The organism is Micromonospora sp. RL09-050-HVF-A (genome assembly GCF_019374995.1).
GTDB lineage: Bacteria > Actinomycetota > Actinomycetes > Mycobacteriales > Micromonosporaceae > Micromonospora > Micromonospora antibiotica.
Genome location: NZ_JAGKQP010000002.1, coordinates 582,394 through 599,933, shown reverse-complemented (window position 1 = coordinate 599,933; position 17,540 = coordinate 582,394). Strand labels below are relative to the sequence as shown.

The following is a 17,540-nucleotide window of genomic DNA, read 5'->3' as shown; positions in this document are numbered from 1 at the left end:
GGCCGGGCGCGCGAGGTGACGCACGGCGGCGGCGGCAACTACGCTCGACGGGTAGTCAGCCGCCGATCGACAGGGTCCGCCTCGTGATGCCGAAGAGTCCGACCGTGGACGGGCAGTCGCCGGGGGACAGCCGCCGCCGGAGCCTGGGCGCGCTGCTGCGCCGGGTGCACCTCGGCGGACCGGTGTCGCGCGCCGGGCTGGCCGCCGGGTTGGGCGTGAATCGCAGCACGGTCCTGGCGCTCACCGCCGAACTGGTGGCGGCCGGCCTGGTGCGGGAGGGCTTCCCCGAGCTGACCGGCCGGGCCGGCCGGCCGTCCCTGGTGGTCCGGCCCGCGTCCGACCGGGTCTTCGTGCTCGCCTTCGACATCGCGGTGGACCGGCTGGTGGCCGCCCGGGTCGGGCTGGGCGGGCAGATCCAGGACCGCCGGGAGGCGCCCGGGCCCGGGCGGGCGTCGACCTGGAGACCGTGGCGGGGGTGCTGGCCGACCTCGGGCGTGACCTGCACCGGACAGCGGCACCGGGGGCGGTCTGCGTGGGGATCGGCGCGTCGTACTGCGGGATGATCCGGCCCGGCGACGGGATGGTGCGGTTCGGCCCGGACCTGGGCTGGGTGGACCAGGCGTTCGGCGCGGAGCTGGGGCGTCGACTCGATCTCGGCCTGCCGGTCCTGGTCGGCAACGAGGCCCACCTGGGCGCGCTGGCCGAACACCAGCGTGGGGTGGGCGTCGGGGTGCACAACCTGGTCTACCTGCACGGCGACGTCGGGGTCGGTGGCGGCATCATCGTCGGCGGCGACCTGCTCGGCGGCGACGGCGGGTACGGCTCCGAGGTTGGTCACATGCTCGTCAACCCGTACGACGGGAGGCCGTGCGGGTGTGGTTCGCGCGGCTGTCTGGAGGCGGAGGTCGGCGAGCGGGCGTTGCTCGACGCGGCCGGTCGACCCGCCGACCTGATCGGCCGCGACGCGGTCCGGGAGGTGGTCGAGGCGGCCGGTCGCGGCGAACCGGCAGCCCGCGACGCCCTGCGGACCGTCGGCGACTGGTTGGGCATCGGGGTGGCCAACGTGATCAACCTGTTCAATCCCGGCATGGTGATCTTCGGTGGCGTGCTGCGGGAGGTGTACCGGGGCACGGCGACGCACGTCCAGGAACGGATCACCGCCAACGTGCTGCCGGTCTCACGGTCCCGGGCGCAGTTGCGGGTCTGCGCCCTCGGTGACGACGCCACCCTGGTCGGCGCGGCGGAACTCGGCTTCACGCGGCTGCTCGCCGATCCGCTGGGGATCCCGGTCGGCTGAGCGGCCGGCCGAAAACCCGTTGGCCGCAGCGGTCCGGTGGGCCAGGCTGGTGGGCATGACGTACTGACGGACACCTCCGCATCCCGCCCGCGCCGCGCCACCGCGTGCGCCGCATGCCGCCGTGATACCGCGCGCCATCGCGCGCCGCCGCGCCGTCCGTTCCCGTCACCCGAAACGAGCGTCCGTGTCCCCACAGCATTTCCCGCCGCCGTCGACCACGGCCACCGTCACCGTCTTCGCCTCCCCCGAGAGCTGGATCGAGTCCGACGCCGTCCGGCAGTGCCACCAGGTGGCGGCCCTCGACGGCATGCGCCACGTCGCCGCCATGCCCGACCTGCACCCGGGCAAGGGCGCCCCGATCGGCGCCGCGATGGCCTCGACCGTGCTCTACCCGCATCTGGTGGGCTCCGACATCGGGTGCGGCATCGCCGTGTTCCCGATCGGCCTCAGGCGCGTCGTACCCGAGCGGCTCGCCGCCCGTTTCCCCGACCTGGACCGGGCGCTGGACCCCGGGCGGGACGCCGACGATCCGGCCTGGGCCGCCGCGGCCGGCGATCCGCCCGGCGGCCACGTCGAGGGCCTCGGCACGGTCGGGCGGGGCAACCACTTCGTCGAACTGGCCCGGATCGAGACCGTCTTCGCGGCGGACCACGCGGGCCGGCTCGGGCTCGCCGCCGGTGATCTCGTGCTCATCGTCCACAGCGGATCCCGCGGCCTGGGTGAGCGGATCCTGCGGGCACACACCGAGGCCCACGGCGCGGGTCCGGCCCCCGATCCGGCCGGCTACCTGGCGCGGCACGACGACGCCGTCCGCTGGGGTGCGCTCAACCGTCGGCTGCTGGCCACCCGGGTCGCCCATGCCCTGGGGGCCGAGCCCACCGCGCCGATCGTCGACCAGTGCCACAACCTGGTCGAGGTCCGTGACGGCAGCTACCTGCACCGTAAGGGCGCGGCCCCGGGTGACGGCCGCGACGTGCTGGTCGCCGGTACCCGGGGCACCCGCTCGTTCCTCGTCGCCGGCCACGCGGGCCCGGCGGCCAATTACTCGGTGGCGCACGGGGCGGGTCGCAAGATGTCCCGCGCCGACGCCCTGCGTCGGGGCCGGGCCAAGCACACGGTCGCCGAGTTGCGGCGGACGCCGGTCGGTTCGCTGGTGGTGTGCGGCGACCGGCAACTGCTCTTCGAGGAGGCCCCGACGGCCTACAAACGTATCGAGCAGGTGATCGCCGATCTGGTCGGCCACGGCCTGGCCACCCCCGTGGCGAGCACCGTCCCACTGGTCACCTACAAGACACCCGACCTCGGGTCCGAGCTCCGACCGGCACGCCGGGACGAGCGTCGGCAGCGGGGGCGGGGGCGGGGGCGGGGGCGGGGATGAGCGTCCACCTGCTCCTGTCGGCCGGTCACACCGGCGGGCCCGGCGGCCAGCACCGGAACCTCGTCCGGGGTGACGCCGTGCGGGTCGAACGTCCGCACCCACTCGAAGGGTCGGCGGCGACGACCGGGGTACGGGTCAGGAGCCGTCGCGCAGGTCGGCCAGCCGGTCGCGGGTGAAGTGGATGTCGTCGAAGGTGACCCGGCAGCCGTCCCCGATCGGCGACTGCGCCTCGAAACCGATCGTGGCGGCGGTGGCCGCACCGTCGACGGTGAAGTACCGGACCATCCGCCAGGTCCGCCCGTCGACCGAGGCGTGGTACGCGAACGCGTGGTCGATCCGGGACACCCGCAGCCACACCGAACGGCCGTCGACGACGAAGGCGTTGGCGTCGTCGGCGACCCCCCGGCCGACCACCGAGACGATCATGGGCTCGCCGTCGGGAGAGAACTCGAAGCAGAGTTTGCCCCAGTGCCGCTCGTCGACCCAGAGCAGCAGCACCCCGGCGTCGTAGGTCGCCGCGAAGTCGACGCCGACCCGGGCGCTGAACTGGAAGTCGCCGTCCGGGGGCAGACCGAGCAGGGTGGCCGCGGTGATCGTCGGCTCGGCGTGGAGCGGGTCGCCCGACGCCGGGTCGATGAAGATGTCGGTACGCGGGGCGGCCGACGCGCTCACCACACCGTCCGCCTCGGCGATCGTCCACGCCGCCTCGGGAGACGGGGACAGGGTGAACGGCAGACCCGGGACGTTCCAGGTGGTGGTCATGGCGTCCATTATCTGCCGGGGCGCCGGCACACGTTGTCCCGGTGGGCCGGTACCCGCCGTCGTCGGTCGGGACGCCTAGGGTGAGGGTATGGCTGAGCGAGGTCTGACCCTGATGGCGGTGCACGCGCACCCCGACGACGAGGCGACGAGCACCGGCGGCGTGCTGGCCCGGTATGCGGCGGAGGGCATCACCACGGTGCTGGTGACCTGCACCGACGGGCGGTGCGGCGACGGTCCCGGCGGGGTGAAGCCGGGCGATGCGGGGCACGACCCGGCCGCCGTGGTGGCGATGCGGCAGGAGGAGTTGGAGGCCAGCTGCGCGGCGTTGAAGGTCGGCCACCTGGAGACGCTCGGCTACGCCGACTCCGGGATGATGGGCTGGCCGACCAACGAGTCGCCGGGCGCGTTCTGGACCACTCCGGTGGTGGAGGCGGCGGACCGGCTGGCGGAGCTGATCCGGCACTACCGCCCGGACGTGGTGGTCACCTACGACGAGAACGGCTTCTACGGCCACCCCGACCACATCCAGGCCCACCGGATCACCATGGCCGCCGTGGCGATGACCGACATCCCGGCGAAGGTGTACTGGACCACCGTGCCGCGCACGGCGTTCGCGGAGTTCGGTCGGGTGATGAAGGAGCTGGGCGTCGAGTGGGCCGAGCCGGACGCGGCGGACGCGCCGGGGCCGCAGCTCGGTCTGCCCGACGACGAGATCACCACCTGGGTGGACACCAGCAGTTTCGGCGTGCAGAAGTTCGACGCGCTGGCCGCCCACGCCAGCCAGACCGAGAACATCTTCTTCCTGCGGATGGGCCGGGACCGGTTCGTCGAGCTGATGGGTCAGGAGACCTTCGTCCGGGTCCGCGACACCACCGGGGCGGCGCTGCCGGAGGACGACCTCTTCGCCGGCCTGCGCTGACGGCGCGAGCGGGTGTTGCCGGGGTGTTCCGTCCGTAACAGGGATGGAACGCCCCCGGCACAACTCGTCGGTCATACCATCGCCCGGATGGGCAACTCGGTATGAATAGCCATCGACAACTGTCTTCCCAGACTCTCCACAGCCGACGATGATCTCGCTATCGAAAGATGCGAGAGCATCTCGGATTGGGGAGGTCAGTTTGAGATCAGCCCTAGCGCTGGCCGGCGTCACCATGCTGGTCGGCAGCGGTCTCGTGGTCACCACCACGAGCGTGTCCGCAGCCCCACCATCCACCCCGGGGCCGGCGCTGGTCGCCGCCGCCGACACCGCCCTCAAGGATCACGCCGGAGCCGTCAGGTCCTCGACGAAGGACCGCTACGCCGTGCACAGCAGCCGGCGGGACGCCAAGGGCGGCGGCGCGGTCCGCTACACCCGCACCTACGACGGGCTGCGCGTCTACGGCGGGGACTTCGTGATCCGCACCGAGGCCGACGGCGACTACGCGGGCAGTTCGGTCGGCCTGGCCGCTCCGCTGACCCTCGCCACCACCCCGAAGGTCACCGCCGCCAAGGCGCGCAAGGCGGCGACCGCCGAGTTCTCCGGCAAGGTCACCGGCACCGGCGCGGCGGAGCTGTTCGTCGACGCCAGCAGCGGCACCGGCCGGCTCGCCTGGGAAACCGTGGTCACCGGTTGGGCACCGGACGGGCAGACCCCCTCCAAGCTGCACGTGATCAGCGACGCGCTCACCGGCGCCCGGATCGGCTCGTACGACGAGATCGAGTCCGTCGTCGGCACCGGCAACAGCGTCTACGCCGGCCCGGTCGCGGTCGACACCACGCTGTCCGGTGCGACGTACAGCCTGATCGACCCGACCCGGGGCAACGGTCGGACCTGCGACATGAACAACGGCACGTCGACCTGCACCACGTTCACCGACGCCGACAACGTGTGGGGCACCGGGGCACCCTCGAACCGGCAGTCCGCCGCGGTCGACGCGCACTTCGGCGCGGCGGCGACCTTCGACTACTTCACCAACGTGCACGGCCGCAACGGCATCTTCGGCAACGGCACCGGCGTGCCGAGCCGGGTGCACTACGGCAACGCCTACGTCAACGCCTTCTGGGACGGCGCGCAGATGACCTACGGCGACGGCGCGGGCAACGCCAAGCCGCTGGTCTCGCTCGACGTGGCCGGCCACGAGATGTCCCACGGTGTCACCGAGAACGTGGTGCCCGGCGGCCTGACCTACTCCGGCGAGTCCGGCGGCCTCAACGAGGCCACCAGCGACATCTTCGGCAACATGGTGGAGTTCTACGCCAACACCACCGCCGACCCGGGCGACTACCAGGTCGGCGAAAAGATCAACATCAACGGCAACGGCACCCCGCTGCGCTACATGTACAACCCGACGCTGGACGGCTCCTCGCACGGCTGCTGGTCGAGCAGCACCAACAGCATCGACGTGCACTACTCCTCCGGCGTGGCCAACCACTTCTTCTTCAACCTGGCCGAGGGCTCCGGGGCGACCTCGTACGGCACCTCGCCGCTCTGCGGGTCGGCCCCGCCGGTCACCGGCATCGGCCGGCAGAAGGCGGAGAAGATCTGGTTCCGCGCCCTGGACGCGTACTTCGTGTCGAACACCCGCTACGTGAACACCGCCCAGCCGACCAACACCGCCCGGCTGCACACCCTGTCGGCCGCCACCGACCTGTACGGCCTGTGCTCCACCGAGTACAAGGCGGTGATGGCCGCCTGGACCTCGGTGAACGTGACCGGCACCGAGTCCTGCGCCGCCAACGACTTCTCCGTCTCGGTCGCCCCGACGACGCTCACCCTCAACCCGGGTACCTCGGGCACCGCCACGGTCTCCACCACGGTCGTCCGGGGCACCGCCGAGACGGTCACCTTCTCGACCGGCCCGCTGCCGGCCGGGGTGACCGTCTCGTTCAGCCCGACGTCGGTCACCGCCGGTGGGTCGACCACCGTCACGGTCACCGCCGCCGCCACTGCCGGCAGCGGCACGGTGGCGATCACGGTGGTGGGCACCTCGCCCTCGATCGCCCGCACGGCCACCCTGAACCTGACGGTGAGCGGGCTGCCGGGCTGCTCCGGCACCAACGGCACCGACGTGCCGATCGCCGACAACTCGACGGTGGAGAGCACCATCGTGATCAGCGGTTGCGCGGCGACCCCGTCGACCGCGAGCAAGGTCGAGGTGCACATCGTGCACACCTACATCGGTGACCTGGTGGTCAGCCTGGTCGCCCCGGACGGCAGCGTCTACACGTTGCAGAGCCGCTCCGGGGGCAGCACCGACAACATCGACCAGACGTACACCGTGAACCTCTCCTCGGAGGTGGCGAACGGCAGCTGGAAGCTGCGGGTGCAGGACGCGGCGAGCCTCGACACCGGTTACGTCAACAGTTGGAGCCTGAACCTCTGACAGTGGCACGGCGGGCGGGCCATCCGGGCTTCCGGGTGGCCCGCTTCGCGTCGCCGGCACGGAGTCGACCGCCCCACACCCCGCTATAGTCAAGCCTGTCTATTGGTGTCGCCGCCCCGACGCCGGCAGGTCCCCCACCACCACCCCACCACCGAGGAGGTCCGGATGACTCCGTACCGCTCCCGCCTGCGGGCCTGGGCCGTCGCGTTCCTCGCGGCGGTCGCCCTGCCGGCCGCCCTGCTCGGCCCGCCGACGTCGGCGTCGGCCGCGAACACCCTGACCATGCTCGGCGCGGACGTCTCCTCCGTGCAGCGCAGCCTGGACCTCGGCGCGCGGTACTACGACGCCGGCGGCACCGCCCGCGACCCGCTCGACATCCTCAAGGGCCTCGGCGTCAACTACGTCCGGCTGCGGGTGTGGAACAACCCGGCCAGCGGCTGGAACAACAAGGCGAAGGTGCTGGCGTACGCGAAGACGGTCAAGGCCAAGGGCCTCAAGTTGATGATCGACTTCCACTACTCCGACACCTGGGCCGACCCGGGCAAGCAGTACAAGCCGGCCGCCTGGGCCAACCACGGCATCGGCCAGCTCCAGACCGACGTCTACAACTACACCTCCGACGTCTGCACCAGCCTGCGCAACCAGGGCACCACCCCGGACAGCGTGCAGATCGGCAACGAGATCAACGTCGGCATGCTCTGGAACGACGGCAAGGTCGTCAACAACGACTTCACCAACCTCAGCCTGCTGCTCAAGGCCGGCTACCAGGCCACCAAGGCGTGCAACGGCGGAACCCAGGTGATCATCCACACCGCCAACGCGGACAGCATGGACCACGCCCGCTGGTTCTACGACGGCATCCGGGCCAAGGGCGTGCAGTGGGACCTGACCGCCCTGTCCTACTACTGCATGTGGCACGGCACGCTGGCCAACCTCTACAACGTCATCACCGACGTCCGCACCCGGTACGGCAAGCCGGTGGTGCTCACCGAGACGGCGTACCCGTTCACCGCCGCGAACGCCGACAACGAGGCGAACGCGATCAACGGCGGCGAACCCTGCGCGGGTCACCAGGCGAGTTGGAGCGGCCAGGCCACCGAGTTCTCCTGGGTGCAGGACACCGCCCGCAACGCCGGCGCGGTCGGGGTCTTCTACTGGGAGCCGACCTGGTACGCGGTGCCGGGAAACGGCTGGGACCCGGCGAACATCAACGGCACCGGCAACCAGTGGGACAACATGGCCATCTTCAACTGGACCGGTCAGGTGAACCCGAGCATCCGCTGGCGGCCGTAGGCCGGGTGGAAGGCTTCCGTCCCGGTCGGCGGGCCACCGGCGGTGGCCCGCCGACCGGGCACTACCCTGGCGCGGTGCGATACGACGAGTGCGATGCGGCCATCCGGGGGCTGGTCGACGCGGCCGACGAGGACGCCCTGCACGCCTTCGGGCTGGCGACCGTCACCCGCCTGTTGGCGGCCGACCTGATCGACGAGGCCGGCGCGGACGACCTCGACGAGGACGCGTGGGCGGCGCTGGCCGCCGCGCGGGAGCGGATCGCCACGGCCGACGCGGGCGAGCTGCGTTCCCACCTCGACCGCATCGACGAGGGCATCCTCGCCGACGGCGACATGGACCCCGGCCTGCTGATCGCCCTGTCGGCCCTCGAACACTGGACCACGTACCTGGAGGGGCACCGGCGCGGCGAGCTGCACGAGCTCGCCCTGCGCTCGGTCGAGGAGGTCGACCACCGGGTCTCGGCCGCGCTCGACGACTTCCTGGCCACACCGGAGATGGCCGCCGAGTACGCGCGGATCAGGCAGTCGCTGACCGGCTGACGGGTCACCGGGCGGCGGGCCGCGCCGACGGCGGGCCGCCACCCCGGTGGGTGGCGGCCCGCCGGTGCGGACCTCAGTCCCGTGCGGTGCGCCCGCGCGCCGGCCCGGCCGTCGCCTGCCGGCCGGCGTCGACGGTCACCGGCCGCAGTTCAGCGTCAGCGGGCCCGGCGCGTTGGTCCAGACGAGCATGCCGAACGTCGTGCTGCCACCCGGGGCCAGCGTGCCGTTCCAGGAGGCGTTGCGCACCGTGACGTCGGGACCGGAGATGGTGAGCACACCGTTCCAGAGGGCCGAGATGCGCTCGTCGCCCAACCACCGCCAGGTGACCTGCCAGCCGTTGAGCGTCTCCTCGGCGGTGTTGCGCACGGTGACCGTGGCGGCGTACCCGCCGGTCCAGCGGTTGTCGAAGGTGATCGTCGCCCGGCACGACGCGGACCCGGCCGGCAGCGTCCGGACCGGACCGTTGATGACGTACGGGTCGTGCTTCTCCCCGGCGCTGAACCGGTACCAGTACTCGCTGTCCGGGGTCAGCCCGGTGACCGTGATCTCCCCCTGCCGTTCCGGGCCGGACACCGCCGAGGCCACCGGGTTCAGCCAGGCCGTCGCGTCCTCCCGGCTGGCGAAGAGGACCAGGGTCATCGGCGGGTTGTAGCCGCACGGCGGGGTCATGAGCATCGAGTACCGGACGGTGATGCTCGTGGCGCTGGCCGACATGAACTGCCCGGAGACCGGCAGCGCCGGGGGGCACGCGTAGGTGGGGGTGGGAAGGGGCGTGGCCGAGAGCGCCGGCTGGGCCTGGGCGCCGGTGAGTGTGCCGGCCCAACCGGCCAGGGTCAGGGTCGTGGTCGCCAGCACCACGCCGAGCGTGCGGAGCATCCGTACCTCCGAGGGGTTGCGGGGGCACCGACGGCCGGGACGGGCCCGCGGTGCCGGATCCGGGACTGTCGCCCACCGTGCGGTGGGCGGGTGAGGTGCTGCGCGATCAGCGGCTGTCATGGCCGGGCGGATGCCGGACGGCCCGGTCGACGGGCGCGGAGGACCGACCGGTGGTCACCGTCGCGGACTGCCCGGCGCGGGGTGGCGCGGCCACCTCGCGTGTCCGACGAATCGGCGCACGAGTGGTCACGCTGGCTCCCGAGCGTGACGACGCCAGAACAGTCTGGCATTCGATGACTGTCGATGCAATGCTGTCCGATCGGGCCGCCCGGACCGGCCGACCGGCCGCTACGGACCACCCTCCGGCGTCGATCGGCCGACCGCCGACCCGGCCCGGATCAGCGGATACGCGGCGCGGCGGCGCTGTCCCGCACGACCAGATCGGTGGCGAGCTCCACCCGGGGGCTCTCGATCGTCTCGCCCCGGGCCAGCCGCAGCACGGTCCGGGCGGCCAGCATGCCCATCTCGGCCAGCGGCTGCCGGATCGTGGTCAGCGGCGGCGAGCACCAGCGGACCTCCGGCAGGTCGTCGAAGCCGACCACGCTGACGTCGTCCGGCACCCGTAGGCCACGCTTGCGGACCGCCTCGTAGACCCCGAGGGCCATCTGGTCGCTGGAGGCGAAGATCGCGGTGGGCGGTTCGGGCAGGCCCAGCAGGTGCATGCCGGCGGTGTAACCGGACTCGTGGTAGAAGTTACCCGGCCGGACCAGCCGGTCGTCGACGGCGAGACCGGCGGCGTCGAGCGCGGCCCGGTAGCCGTCCATCCGGGCCCGGCTGCACATCAGCTGCGGCGGGCCGGCGATGAAGCCGATCCGCCGGTGACCCAGGCCGAGCAGGTACTGGTTGGCGCGCAGGCTGCCCGCCCAGTTGGTCGCCCCGATCGTCGGGGCCTCCTGGGGGGCGACGCCGGCCGGGTCGACGATGACCACCGGCAGCCGCAGCCGGCGCAGCTCCGCCTGCAACGGCGGCTCCACCATCGAGGTCACGAAAATGACCCCCTCGGTGGAGCGGGTGCGCATGTTGTCCAGCCACTGCTTGGCCGACGAGGTCCGCCGGTGGATCGCCGACACGACGGTCCCGGCGCCGCTGGCCTGCGCGACGTCCTCCACGCCCCGGATGATCTCCACGGCCCAGGGGCTGTCCAGGTCGTTGAAGACCAGGTCGATCAGGGCGGACTGGGTACGGCGGGCCGCCGAGCGGGGGCGGTAGCCGTGCCGGGTGAGCAACTCCTCCACCCGTTCCCGGGTCTGCGGGGCGACGTCGGACCGGCCGTTGATCACCCGGGAGACCGTGGGCACCGAGACGCCCGCCAACCGCGCGATCATCGCGATGGTGACGTTCCTGCCGTTCTCGGAGCCCACGGTCACCCTTTCGGTCGGGGGAACTACGGTCGCAGAAGGCTATCGCAGCAGGTCGGGGTCACCCCTTGACGCTGCCGGAGAGCCCACCGATGAGCTGACGTTCGGCGATGGCATAGAAGCCCAGCGCCGGGATCATCGACAACACGACGTACGCGAGCACCTTGGCGGTGTCGTCGGAGTACTGCCCCTGGAACGCCTGGACCCCGAGGGGAAGCGTCCACCAACTCTGGTCGGTGAACACCACCAGCGGCAGCATGAAGTTGTTCCAACTGCTCACCAGCGCCAGCACCGAGACCGTGGCCAGGGCGGGCCGGGCCATCGGCAGCAGCACCCGCCAGAAGAACCCGAAGGGACCGCAGCCGTCGAGGGTCGCCGCCTCCTCGACCTCACCGGGAATGCTCCGGAAGAACTGCCGCAGGATGATGATGGTGATCGGCAGGCCGAAGGCGGCCTGGGGCAGGATCACCCCGAGCGGGTTGTCCAACAGCCCCATCCCGCGCAGCAGGATGAACAGCGGCAGGATCGCCACCGCGAAGGGGAACATCAGCCCGATCGCGAAGATGGTGACCAGGAACTCCCGCCCCCGGAAGGCGAACCGCGCGAAGACGTACGCGGCCATCGCCGCCGCCGCGACCACGACGAACGTGCTGGCCACGGCGATCAGGACGCTGTTGCCCACGTTGCGCCAGAACACCCCGGCGGTGAAGATCTCGACGTAGTTGCCCGGCACCCACGGGTCGGGCAGGCCGAGCGGGTTGGTGGAGAGCTGCCCGTTGTCCTTGAACCCACCGATCACCCCGAACCAGACCGGCACGACGATGAGCGCGCCGACGGCGATGCAGACGAGGTGCAACAGGAGGCGGCGGCCCCGCTGGGCCGGGTTCGCCGAGGTGGTCATCGCTGGTCTCCTTGGACGGTGAGGGCGCCCTCGGTGTCCCGACGCAGGACGACGCGCTGGTAGATGAGGGCGAAGACGAGGCTCAGCAGGAACATGATGATGCTGATCGCGCTGGCGTAGCCGACCTCGAAGCGGCGGAAGCCGAACTGGAACATCGTCACGGCCATGGTCTCCGAGGCGTGGATCGGCCCACCGCCGGTGAGCACCCAGACCATGTCGAAGAGCTGGATGGTGCCGATGACCGACAGGAACACGCTGATCCGGATGGTCGGGCCGAGCAGCGGCAGGGTGACGAGCCGGAACGCCTGCCACGCGTTGGCCCCGTCGGTGACCGCCGCCTCGTTGAGCTCCTTGGGGATGTTCTGCCGGGCCGCCAGGAAGAGGATCATGTAGAGGCCGAAGTACTTCCAGGAGACCACCAGGAAGACGGCGTACAGGACGGTGTCCGGGTCGGCGAAGACGGCCCCGGCGTCGGCCCCCAGGAACCGGGAGATGGCGTCACCGAACCCCCGGTTGGGTGAGAACACCAGGTTGAACAGGACCGCGGTGGTGACCTCGGACAGCACGTACGGGGCGAAGAAGATCACCCGGTAGATCGCGCGCCCCCGTAGCGGCTGGTTGAGCAGCATCGCCAGGCCCATCGCGACCGGCAGCTGGACCGCCAGGGAGAGCACGATCAGCACGAGCCCGTGCCACAGGTCGCCCCGGAACACCGGGTCGCCGAAGGCCCGGGTGTAGTTGTCCAGCCCGATGAAGTTCTCGGGCAGACCGAAGCCGTTCCACTTGTAGAGGCTGGCGTAGCCGGCCACCACGATGGGGGCCAGCACCAGCAGCAGGAACAGCACCAGGGACGGGGCCAGGAAGACGGCGAGGGCCCGGCGACGGCCCGGCCGGGGCCGGCGGCCGGTACGGCGTACGCCGCCCGGCCCCGGCCCCGACGGTTCGGTCACTCGGCCGCCGGGTCCCGCATTCGACAGGATCGATGGCGTGGTCATGCCTGCTCCACTCAGTTCTCGCCGGCGGCTGGTGATCGATGGGGTGGGACGGTACTACTGGGTCTTCGCCACCTGGGTGATGTCCTTGAGGATCTGCGCCGGCGACTTGCTGCCGGCGACCAGCGCGGCGACGCTGTCGTTGACCTGCTGGCCGACGGCCGGCGGGTAGGCCTGGTCGAGGTAGAGCTGGAAGCCGGTGGCGGCGGCCAGCGTCTGCGCGACGACCTTGTTGTTCGGGTCGGCGACGGCGTCGGTGGCTTCCTTGACCGTCGGCAGCACCGCGCCGGTCTTGGTGCTGCGACGCTGCACGTCGACGCTGAGCAGGGTCTTGAGGAAGTCCAGGGTGGCCGGCGGGGCGTCCTTGCCGACGGCGAAGCCGTTGCCGCCGCCGAACACCTCGGTGGCCGTGCCCTTGCCGCCGTCGACGGCCGGGAACGGGAAGAAGCCGAGCTTGTCGCCGAGCCCCTTCTTGCTGGTGGAGCTGGACGCCTGCACCGACGGGGCCCACTGCCCCATCAGCTCCAGCGCGGCACGGCCGTTGCCCATCGTGGCGGCCTGGCCGTCCGGGGAGCCGTACTCCGCGCCCAGGAAGCCCTTCTGGAACGGCTGGAGGTCGACCAGTTCCTTGAGCCGCTCACCGGCGGCCACGAAGTCGGGGGTCTCGAAGTTCTTGTCCTTGGCGGCCTGCTGGAGGGCACCGAGCCCGCCGATGCGCATGGACAGGTAGGCCCAGTAGAAGTGGGCGGGCCACTTGTCCTTGCCGGCCAGCGCGACCGGGGTGATCCCGGCGGCCTTGAGCTTGCGGACCACGTCGAGCAGCTCGGCCCAGGTGGCCGGCGGCGCGGTGATCTGCGCCTGAGCGAAGAGGTCCTTGTTGTACCAGAAGCCGACCATCCCGATGTCGAACGGCACCCCGTAGATCTTGCCGTCCACGGTGTACGGCTCCAGGGACAGCGGCAGCAGGCCGTCCTTCCACGGGGCGATGGTCTCGGTGAGGTCCTTGACCAGACCCGCGTCGACCTGCTGCTTGAGCACCCCGCCGCCCCAGGACTGGAACAGGTCGGGCGGGGAGCCGGCCTGGGTGGCGGTGGTCAGCTTGGCCTTGAACGCCTCGTTCTCCAGCGGCTGGATCTCGATCTTCACGTTGCTGTGCGCGCTCTGGTACTCCTGGGCCACCGCCGCCCAGACCGGCAGCATCGGCTCGGTGTTCTGGATGTGCCACCAGTTGATCGTCTGCGGGGCGTCCGGGTCGTCGGAGGCGTCGTCGCTGCAGCCGCTGAGCAGGTACGCGCCGGCACCGGCGCCGACGAGGCCGAGCAGCGATCTGCGGGAGAGGTGGGCGGTCATGATCCATCCCTTCGGGGGACTCACGAGGTGCTCGGGTGCCGGTCGAGCCGGCGATTTCGAAACGTGTATCTCCGGAACTTTCAGAGCGTCGCCGGTATTACCGATCGATGGCGGGCACGCTACGAGCTGTTTCCGCGCGGGTCAAGACCTCTGTCCTATCGCGGCGAAAACGGCTAGCGTGTGCAGGGCCTCACCGACCATGGCCATGATTCCGAAAGTTTCGAGAGCTGCCCGAGGAGTGCCCGTGTCGACCGACACCGCTGAAGTGGCGACCGCTGCCCGGTCGATCCGCAACCCCGTCCTCGCCGGGTTCCACCCGGATCCGTCGATCCTGCGCGTCGGCGACGACTACTACCTGGCCACCTCGACCTTCGAGTGGTACCCCGGGGTCCGGCTGCACCACTCCCGCGACCTCGTGCACTGGCGGGCGCTGGGCGGGGTCGTCACCGACCGCCGCCTGCTCGACCTGCGCGGTTGCGGTGACTCCAACGGGATCTGGGCACCCGACCTGACCTACCACGACGGTCTGTTCCACCTCGTCTACAGCGACGTGGCCAGCTTCGCCAGCGGCTACTGGGACCCGCAGAACTTCCTAGTCACCGCGCCCGAGATCACCGGACCCTGGTCCGACCCGGTGAAGCTGCACGGGCGTGGCTTCGACGCCGCCCTGTTCCACGACGACGACGGCACCAGCTGGCTGCTCGCCATGAGCGCCGACTGGCGGCCCGGCCGGGACCGCTTCGCCGGCATCGAGATCCAGCAGTACGACCGGGCCGCACGCCGCCTCGTCGGCCGGCCCCGCATCCTGTTCACCGGCACCCCGGTCGGGGTCACCGAGGGCCCGCACCTCTACCGCCACGACGGCTGGTACTGGCTGATCACCGCGGAGGGCGGCACCAGCTGGGAGCACCAGGTCACGGTGGCCCGGTCCCGGGAGCTGTTCGGACCGTACGAGGTGGACCCGGACGGTCCGCTGCTCACCTCCGTCGGCCGGCCCGAGCTGCGGTTGCAGAAGGCCGGCCACGGCAGCCTGGTGCGCACCCCGGACGGCGGGTGGTACCTGGCCCACCTCGTCGGCCGTCCCTACTCTCCGCTGGGCAGCTGCGTGCTGGGCCGGGAGACGGCCATCCAGCGCGTCGAGTGGCCCACCGACGGTTGGCCGCGGATCCCCGGCGGCGTGCCGGCGGACGAGGTCGCCGCGCCGGACCTGCCGGCGCACCCGTGGCCGGCGGAGCCCGCCACCGACGACTTCGACGCCGCCGAGCTGGGCCCGGCGTGGTCGACGTTGCGCCGGCCGGCCACCCCGGACTGGATCGACCTGCGGTCGCGCCCGTCGCACCTGCGGGTGCACGGTGGGCAGTCCCCGGTGGGCCGGCAGGCCCCCAGTCTGGTGGCCCGGCGGGTCGGCGCGACCCGGTGCACCCTCGACACGGTGGTCGAGTTCGACCCGGTCGACCACCGTCAGCTGGCCGGCATCACCGCCTACTACAACACCCTCAACTGGCACCACCTCTACCTGACCCGGGCCGACGACGGTCGGACGGTGCTGGAGCTGCTCAGCTCGGACAACGGCCGGCGTACCGCCTATCCGGAGCTGACCGTCGACACCGACGGGGCCACCCGGGTGGGTCTGCGGGCGGAGTTCGACGGCCCGGTGGTGCGCTTCGGCTACGACCTGGGCGCGGGCTGGCAGCAGCTACCGATCGACCTGGACGCGACCATCCTGTCCGACGAGCACGCCGCCCTGATCATCGACGGCGAGCCGGCAGCCTGGGGGTTCACCGGGGCGTTCCTGGGTCTCTGGGTCCAGGACCTCGGTGGCGACGGCGGCCACGCCGACTTCGACCGGGCCACCTACCGGGAGCACTGACCGCTCCCACACCCGTCACGACCGGCTCCGGGTGGGGCCGGTCGTGGCCGTGCCCGGGATACCGGGGGGCCGGATCTCGAAACTGTTGCGACGACCGGTCGACGGCCTGACCAGGAGTTCCGGAAGTTTCGATGGTTGACCCGGTGGGCTCGCGCTCGTAACGTTCCAGTCGGCTTCCGGAAATCGATGCACAACTATCGGTTGGCTCCGGTGCGGCCCGCCACACGTCCCGCCGTGGCGGTGCCGCGCCCCTCCCCCGCCCTCGCCGCCGTCGACCCGTCGACGCGCCTCGGGAAAGGACCGCAGATGATACTCAGACGGTGGATGGCTGCCGGGTTGGTCGCCGTCGCGACCGCCGGCGTGTTGAACGCCGTACCGGCCACCGCACAGCGGCCGTACGACCCGACCGCGCAGAGCCTGCGCGCCCTGGGCCAGCGCCACGGCCTGTACGTCGGCACCGCAGTCGACATGGCGGCCCTCGACGACCCCGCCGAGCCCCGCTACCGGGAGATCGTGCGCGACGAGTTCTCCACGGTCACCGCCGAGAACGTGATGAAGTGGGAGTCCCTGGAGCCGACCCGGGGCAACTACGACTGGTCGGCGGCCGACGAACTCGTCGCCACCGCCCGACGCAACGGCCAGAAGGTCCGGGGCCACGTGCTGGTCTGGCACAGCCAACTGCCCAAGTGGCTCACCGACGGGGTCGCCGACGGCTCCATCGACACCACCGAGTTGCGGTCGATCCTGCGCCGGCACATCACCACCGTCGCCAGCCGCTACCGGGGCAAGATCTGGCAGTGGGACGTGGTCAACGAGGCCGTCAGCGACCCCTGGGACACCCCGTCCACCCTGCACTACAAGGGTTTCTGGGCCGAGCACCTCGGCCCGGGTTACGTGGCCGACGCGTTCCGCTGGGCCCGCGCCGCCGACCCGACCGCCCTGCTGTTCTACAACGACTACAACATCGAGGCGTTCGGCTCCGGCGACCCGACCAACGACAAGACCCAGTTCGTGTACGACATGGTCAAGGGCCTGCTGGCCCGGGGCGTGCCGATCGACGGGGTCGGCAGCCAGGGTCACCTGGGCACCCAGTACGGCAACTACGACACCCTTCAGGTCGCCGACGCGCTGCACCGCTTCGCCGGGTTGGGGCTGTCCACCGCGTTCACCGAGGTCGACGTGCGCAGCCGGTTGACCGACGGGGTGCAGGCCGGCGACTCCGAGGAGATCAACCCACGGCTCCAGGCGTCCGCCGCGAACTTCCACGTGCTGTTGCAGGCCTGCCTGGCCGAGCCGCGTTGCCTGTCGTTCACCGTCTGGGGGTTCACCGACCGGCACTCCTGGGTTCCCGGCACCTTCGACGACCCGCCGCAGGGCCTGGCCACCATCTACGACGAGAACTACCAGCCCAAGCGGGCGTACCAGGTGATGAAGGCCGACCTGATCTACGCCGGCCCACCGTACGTGCGGATGCGGGCCACGCCGAAGCCGCGCCGGTAGGC

The 17,540-nt window shown here is 71.4% G+C and carries 13 protein-coding genes and 1 pseudogene; 8 read left to right on the top strand and 6 right to left on the bottom strand.

What is annotated here, in order from left to right; genetic code table 11:
- The first annotated feature begins 86 nt into the window (after positions 1-86).
- Positions 87-1,297: pseudogene (locus tag J7462_RS02930) on the top strand (ROK family protein).
- 184 nt (positions 1,298-1,481) lie between these two features.
- The gene (locus J7462_RS02925; RefSeq protein ID WP_219461421.1) at positions 1,482-2,675 is read left to right on the top strand and encodes an RNA ligase RtcB family protein; all 1,194 of its coding nucleotides are present in this window, start codon (positions 1,482-1,484) and stop codon (positions 2,673-2,675) included.
- 135 nt (positions 2,676-2,810) lie between these two features.
- Here the strand turns inward: J7462_RS02925 and J7462_RS02920 are convergent, their stop codons facing one another.
- Positions 2,811-3,437, bottom strand: coding sequence for a DUF1349 domain-containing protein (locus J7462_RS02920; RefSeq protein WP_219461416.1), 627 nt, complete (start codon positions 3,435-3,437; stop codon positions 2,811-2,813).
- Between the two features lie 88 nt (positions 3,438-3,525).
- On the opposite strand from J7462_RS02920, the gene J7462_RS02915 reads away from it, so the two are divergent.
- The 4 genes from J7462_RS02915 to J7462_RS02900 all read left to right on the top strand — a co-directional run bounded on the left by J7462_RS02915 (position 3,526) and on the right by J7462_RS02900 (position 8,631).
- Positions 3,526-4,356 (top strand): PIG-L family deacetylase, encoded by an 831-nt coding sequence (locus J7462_RS02915; RefSeq protein ID WP_219461413.1) that lies wholly within the window; start codon positions 3,526-3,528, stop codon positions 4,354-4,356.
- Between the two features lie 199 nt (positions 4,357-4,555).
- On the top strand, positions 4,556-6,799 hold the full coding sequence (locus J7462_RS02910; RefSeq protein ID WP_219461410.1) for a M4 family metallopeptidase: 2,244 nt from the start codon (positions 4,556-4,558) through the stop codon (positions 6,797-6,799).
- 165 nt (positions 6,800-6,964) lie between these two features.
- A complete protein-coding gene (locus J7462_RS02905) occupies positions 6,965-8,092 on the top strand; it encodes a glycosyl hydrolase 53 family protein (RefSeq protein WP_219461408.1) in 1,128 nt (375 codons plus the stop codon).
- 74 nt (positions 8,093-8,166) lie between these two features.
- Positions 8,167-8,631, top strand: a complete 465-nt coding sequence (locus J7462_RS02900; RefSeq protein ID WP_219461405.1) for a hypothetical protein — start codon at positions 8,167-8,169, stop codon at positions 8,629-8,631.
- Positions 8,632-8,766: 135 nt separating this feature from the next.
- On the opposite strand, the gene J7462_RS02895 is transcribed toward J7462_RS02900, so the two are convergent.
- The 5 genes from J7462_RS02895 to J7462_RS02875 all read right to left on the bottom strand — a co-directional run bounded on the left by J7462_RS02895 (position 8,767) and on the right by J7462_RS02875 (position 14,168).
- The gene (locus J7462_RS02895; protein WP_219461403.1) at positions 8,767-9,507 is read right to left on the bottom strand and encodes a cellulose binding domain-containing protein; all 741 of its coding nucleotides are present in this window, start codon (positions 9,505-9,507) and stop codon (positions 8,767-8,769) included.
- Between the two features lie 398 nt (positions 9,508-9,905).
- Positions 9,906-10,892: a LacI family DNA-binding transcriptional regulator gene (locus J7462_RS02890; RefSeq protein WP_244251979.1), complete on the bottom strand. Its 987-nt coding sequence runs from the start codon at positions 10,890-10,892 to the stop codon at positions 9,906-9,908.
- A gap of 94 nt (positions 10,893-10,986) precedes the next feature.
- Positions 10,987-11,826 (bottom strand): carbohydrate ABC transporter permease, encoded by an 840-nt coding sequence (locus J7462_RS02885; RefSeq protein ID WP_208566189.1) that lies wholly within the window; start codon positions 11,824-11,826, stop codon positions 10,987-10,989.
- On the bottom strand, positions 11,823-12,821 hold the full coding sequence (locus tag J7462_RS02880; RefSeq protein ID WP_219461401.1) for a carbohydrate ABC transporter permease: 999 nt from the start codon (positions 12,819-12,821) through the stop codon (positions 11,823-11,825). Before J7462_RS02880 ends, J7462_RS02885 begins: the two co-directional genes overlap by 4 nt.
- 54 nt (positions 12,822-12,875) lie before the next feature.
- A complete protein-coding gene (locus J7462_RS02875; protein WP_208566191.1) occupies positions 12,876-14,168 on the bottom strand; it encodes an extracellular solute-binding protein in 1,293 nt (430 codons plus the stop codon).
- A gap of 244 nt (positions 14,169-14,412) precedes the next feature.
- Between J7462_RS02875 and J7462_RS02870 the strand changes: the two genes are divergently transcribed.
- Both J7462_RS02870 and J7462_RS02865 read left to right on the top strand, forming a co-directional pair.
- Positions 14,413-16,038 (top strand): glycoside hydrolase family 43 protein, encoded by a 1,626-nt coding sequence (locus tag J7462_RS02870; protein ID WP_219461395.1) that lies wholly within the window; start codon positions 14,413-14,415, stop codon positions 16,036-16,038.
- 306 nt (positions 16,039-16,344) lie between these two features.
- Positions 16,345-17,538 (top strand): endo-1,4-beta-xylanase, encoded by a 1,194-nt coding sequence (locus tag J7462_RS02865; protein WP_219461390.1) that lies wholly within the window; start codon positions 16,345-16,347, stop codon positions 17,536-17,538.
- Positions 17,539-17,540: the final 2 nt, after the last annotated feature.

Coding starts and splice junctions, on each gene's coding strand:
- J7462_RS02920 (WP_219461416.1), bottom strand. CDS start 3,437: ATGACCACCACCTGGAACGTCCCGGGTCTGCCGTTCACCCTGTCCCCG.
- J7462_RS02915 (WP_219461413.1), top strand. CDS start 3,526: ATGGCTGAGCGAGGTCTGACCCTGATGGCGGTGCACGCGCACCCCGAC.
- J7462_RS02905 (WP_219461408.1), top strand. CDS start 6,965: ATGACTCCGTACCGCTCCCGCCTGCGGGCCTGGGCCGTCGCGTTCCTC.
- J7462_RS02895 (WP_219461403.1), bottom strand. CDS start 9,507: ATGCTCCGCACGCTCGGCGTGGTGCTGGCGACCACGACCCTGACCCTG.
- J7462_RS02890 (WP_244251979.1), bottom strand. CDS start 10,892: ATGATCGCGCGGTTGGCGGGCGTCTCGGTGCCCACGGTCTCCCGGGTG.
- J7462_RS02885 (WP_208566189.1), bottom strand. CDS start 11,826: ATGACCACCTCGGCGAACCCGGCCCAGCGGGGCCGCCGCCTCCTGTTG.
- J7462_RS02880 (WP_219461401.1), bottom strand. CDS start 12,821: ATGACCACGCCATCGATCCTGTCGAATGCGGGACCCGGCGGCCGAGTG.
- J7462_RS02875 (WP_208566191.1), bottom strand. CDS start 14,168: ATGACCGCCCACCTCTCCCGCAGATCGCTGCTCGGCCTCGTCGGCGCC.
- J7462_RS02865 (WP_219461390.1), top strand. CDS start 16,345: ATGATACTCAGACGGTGGATGGCTGCCGGGTTGGTCGCCGTCGCGACC.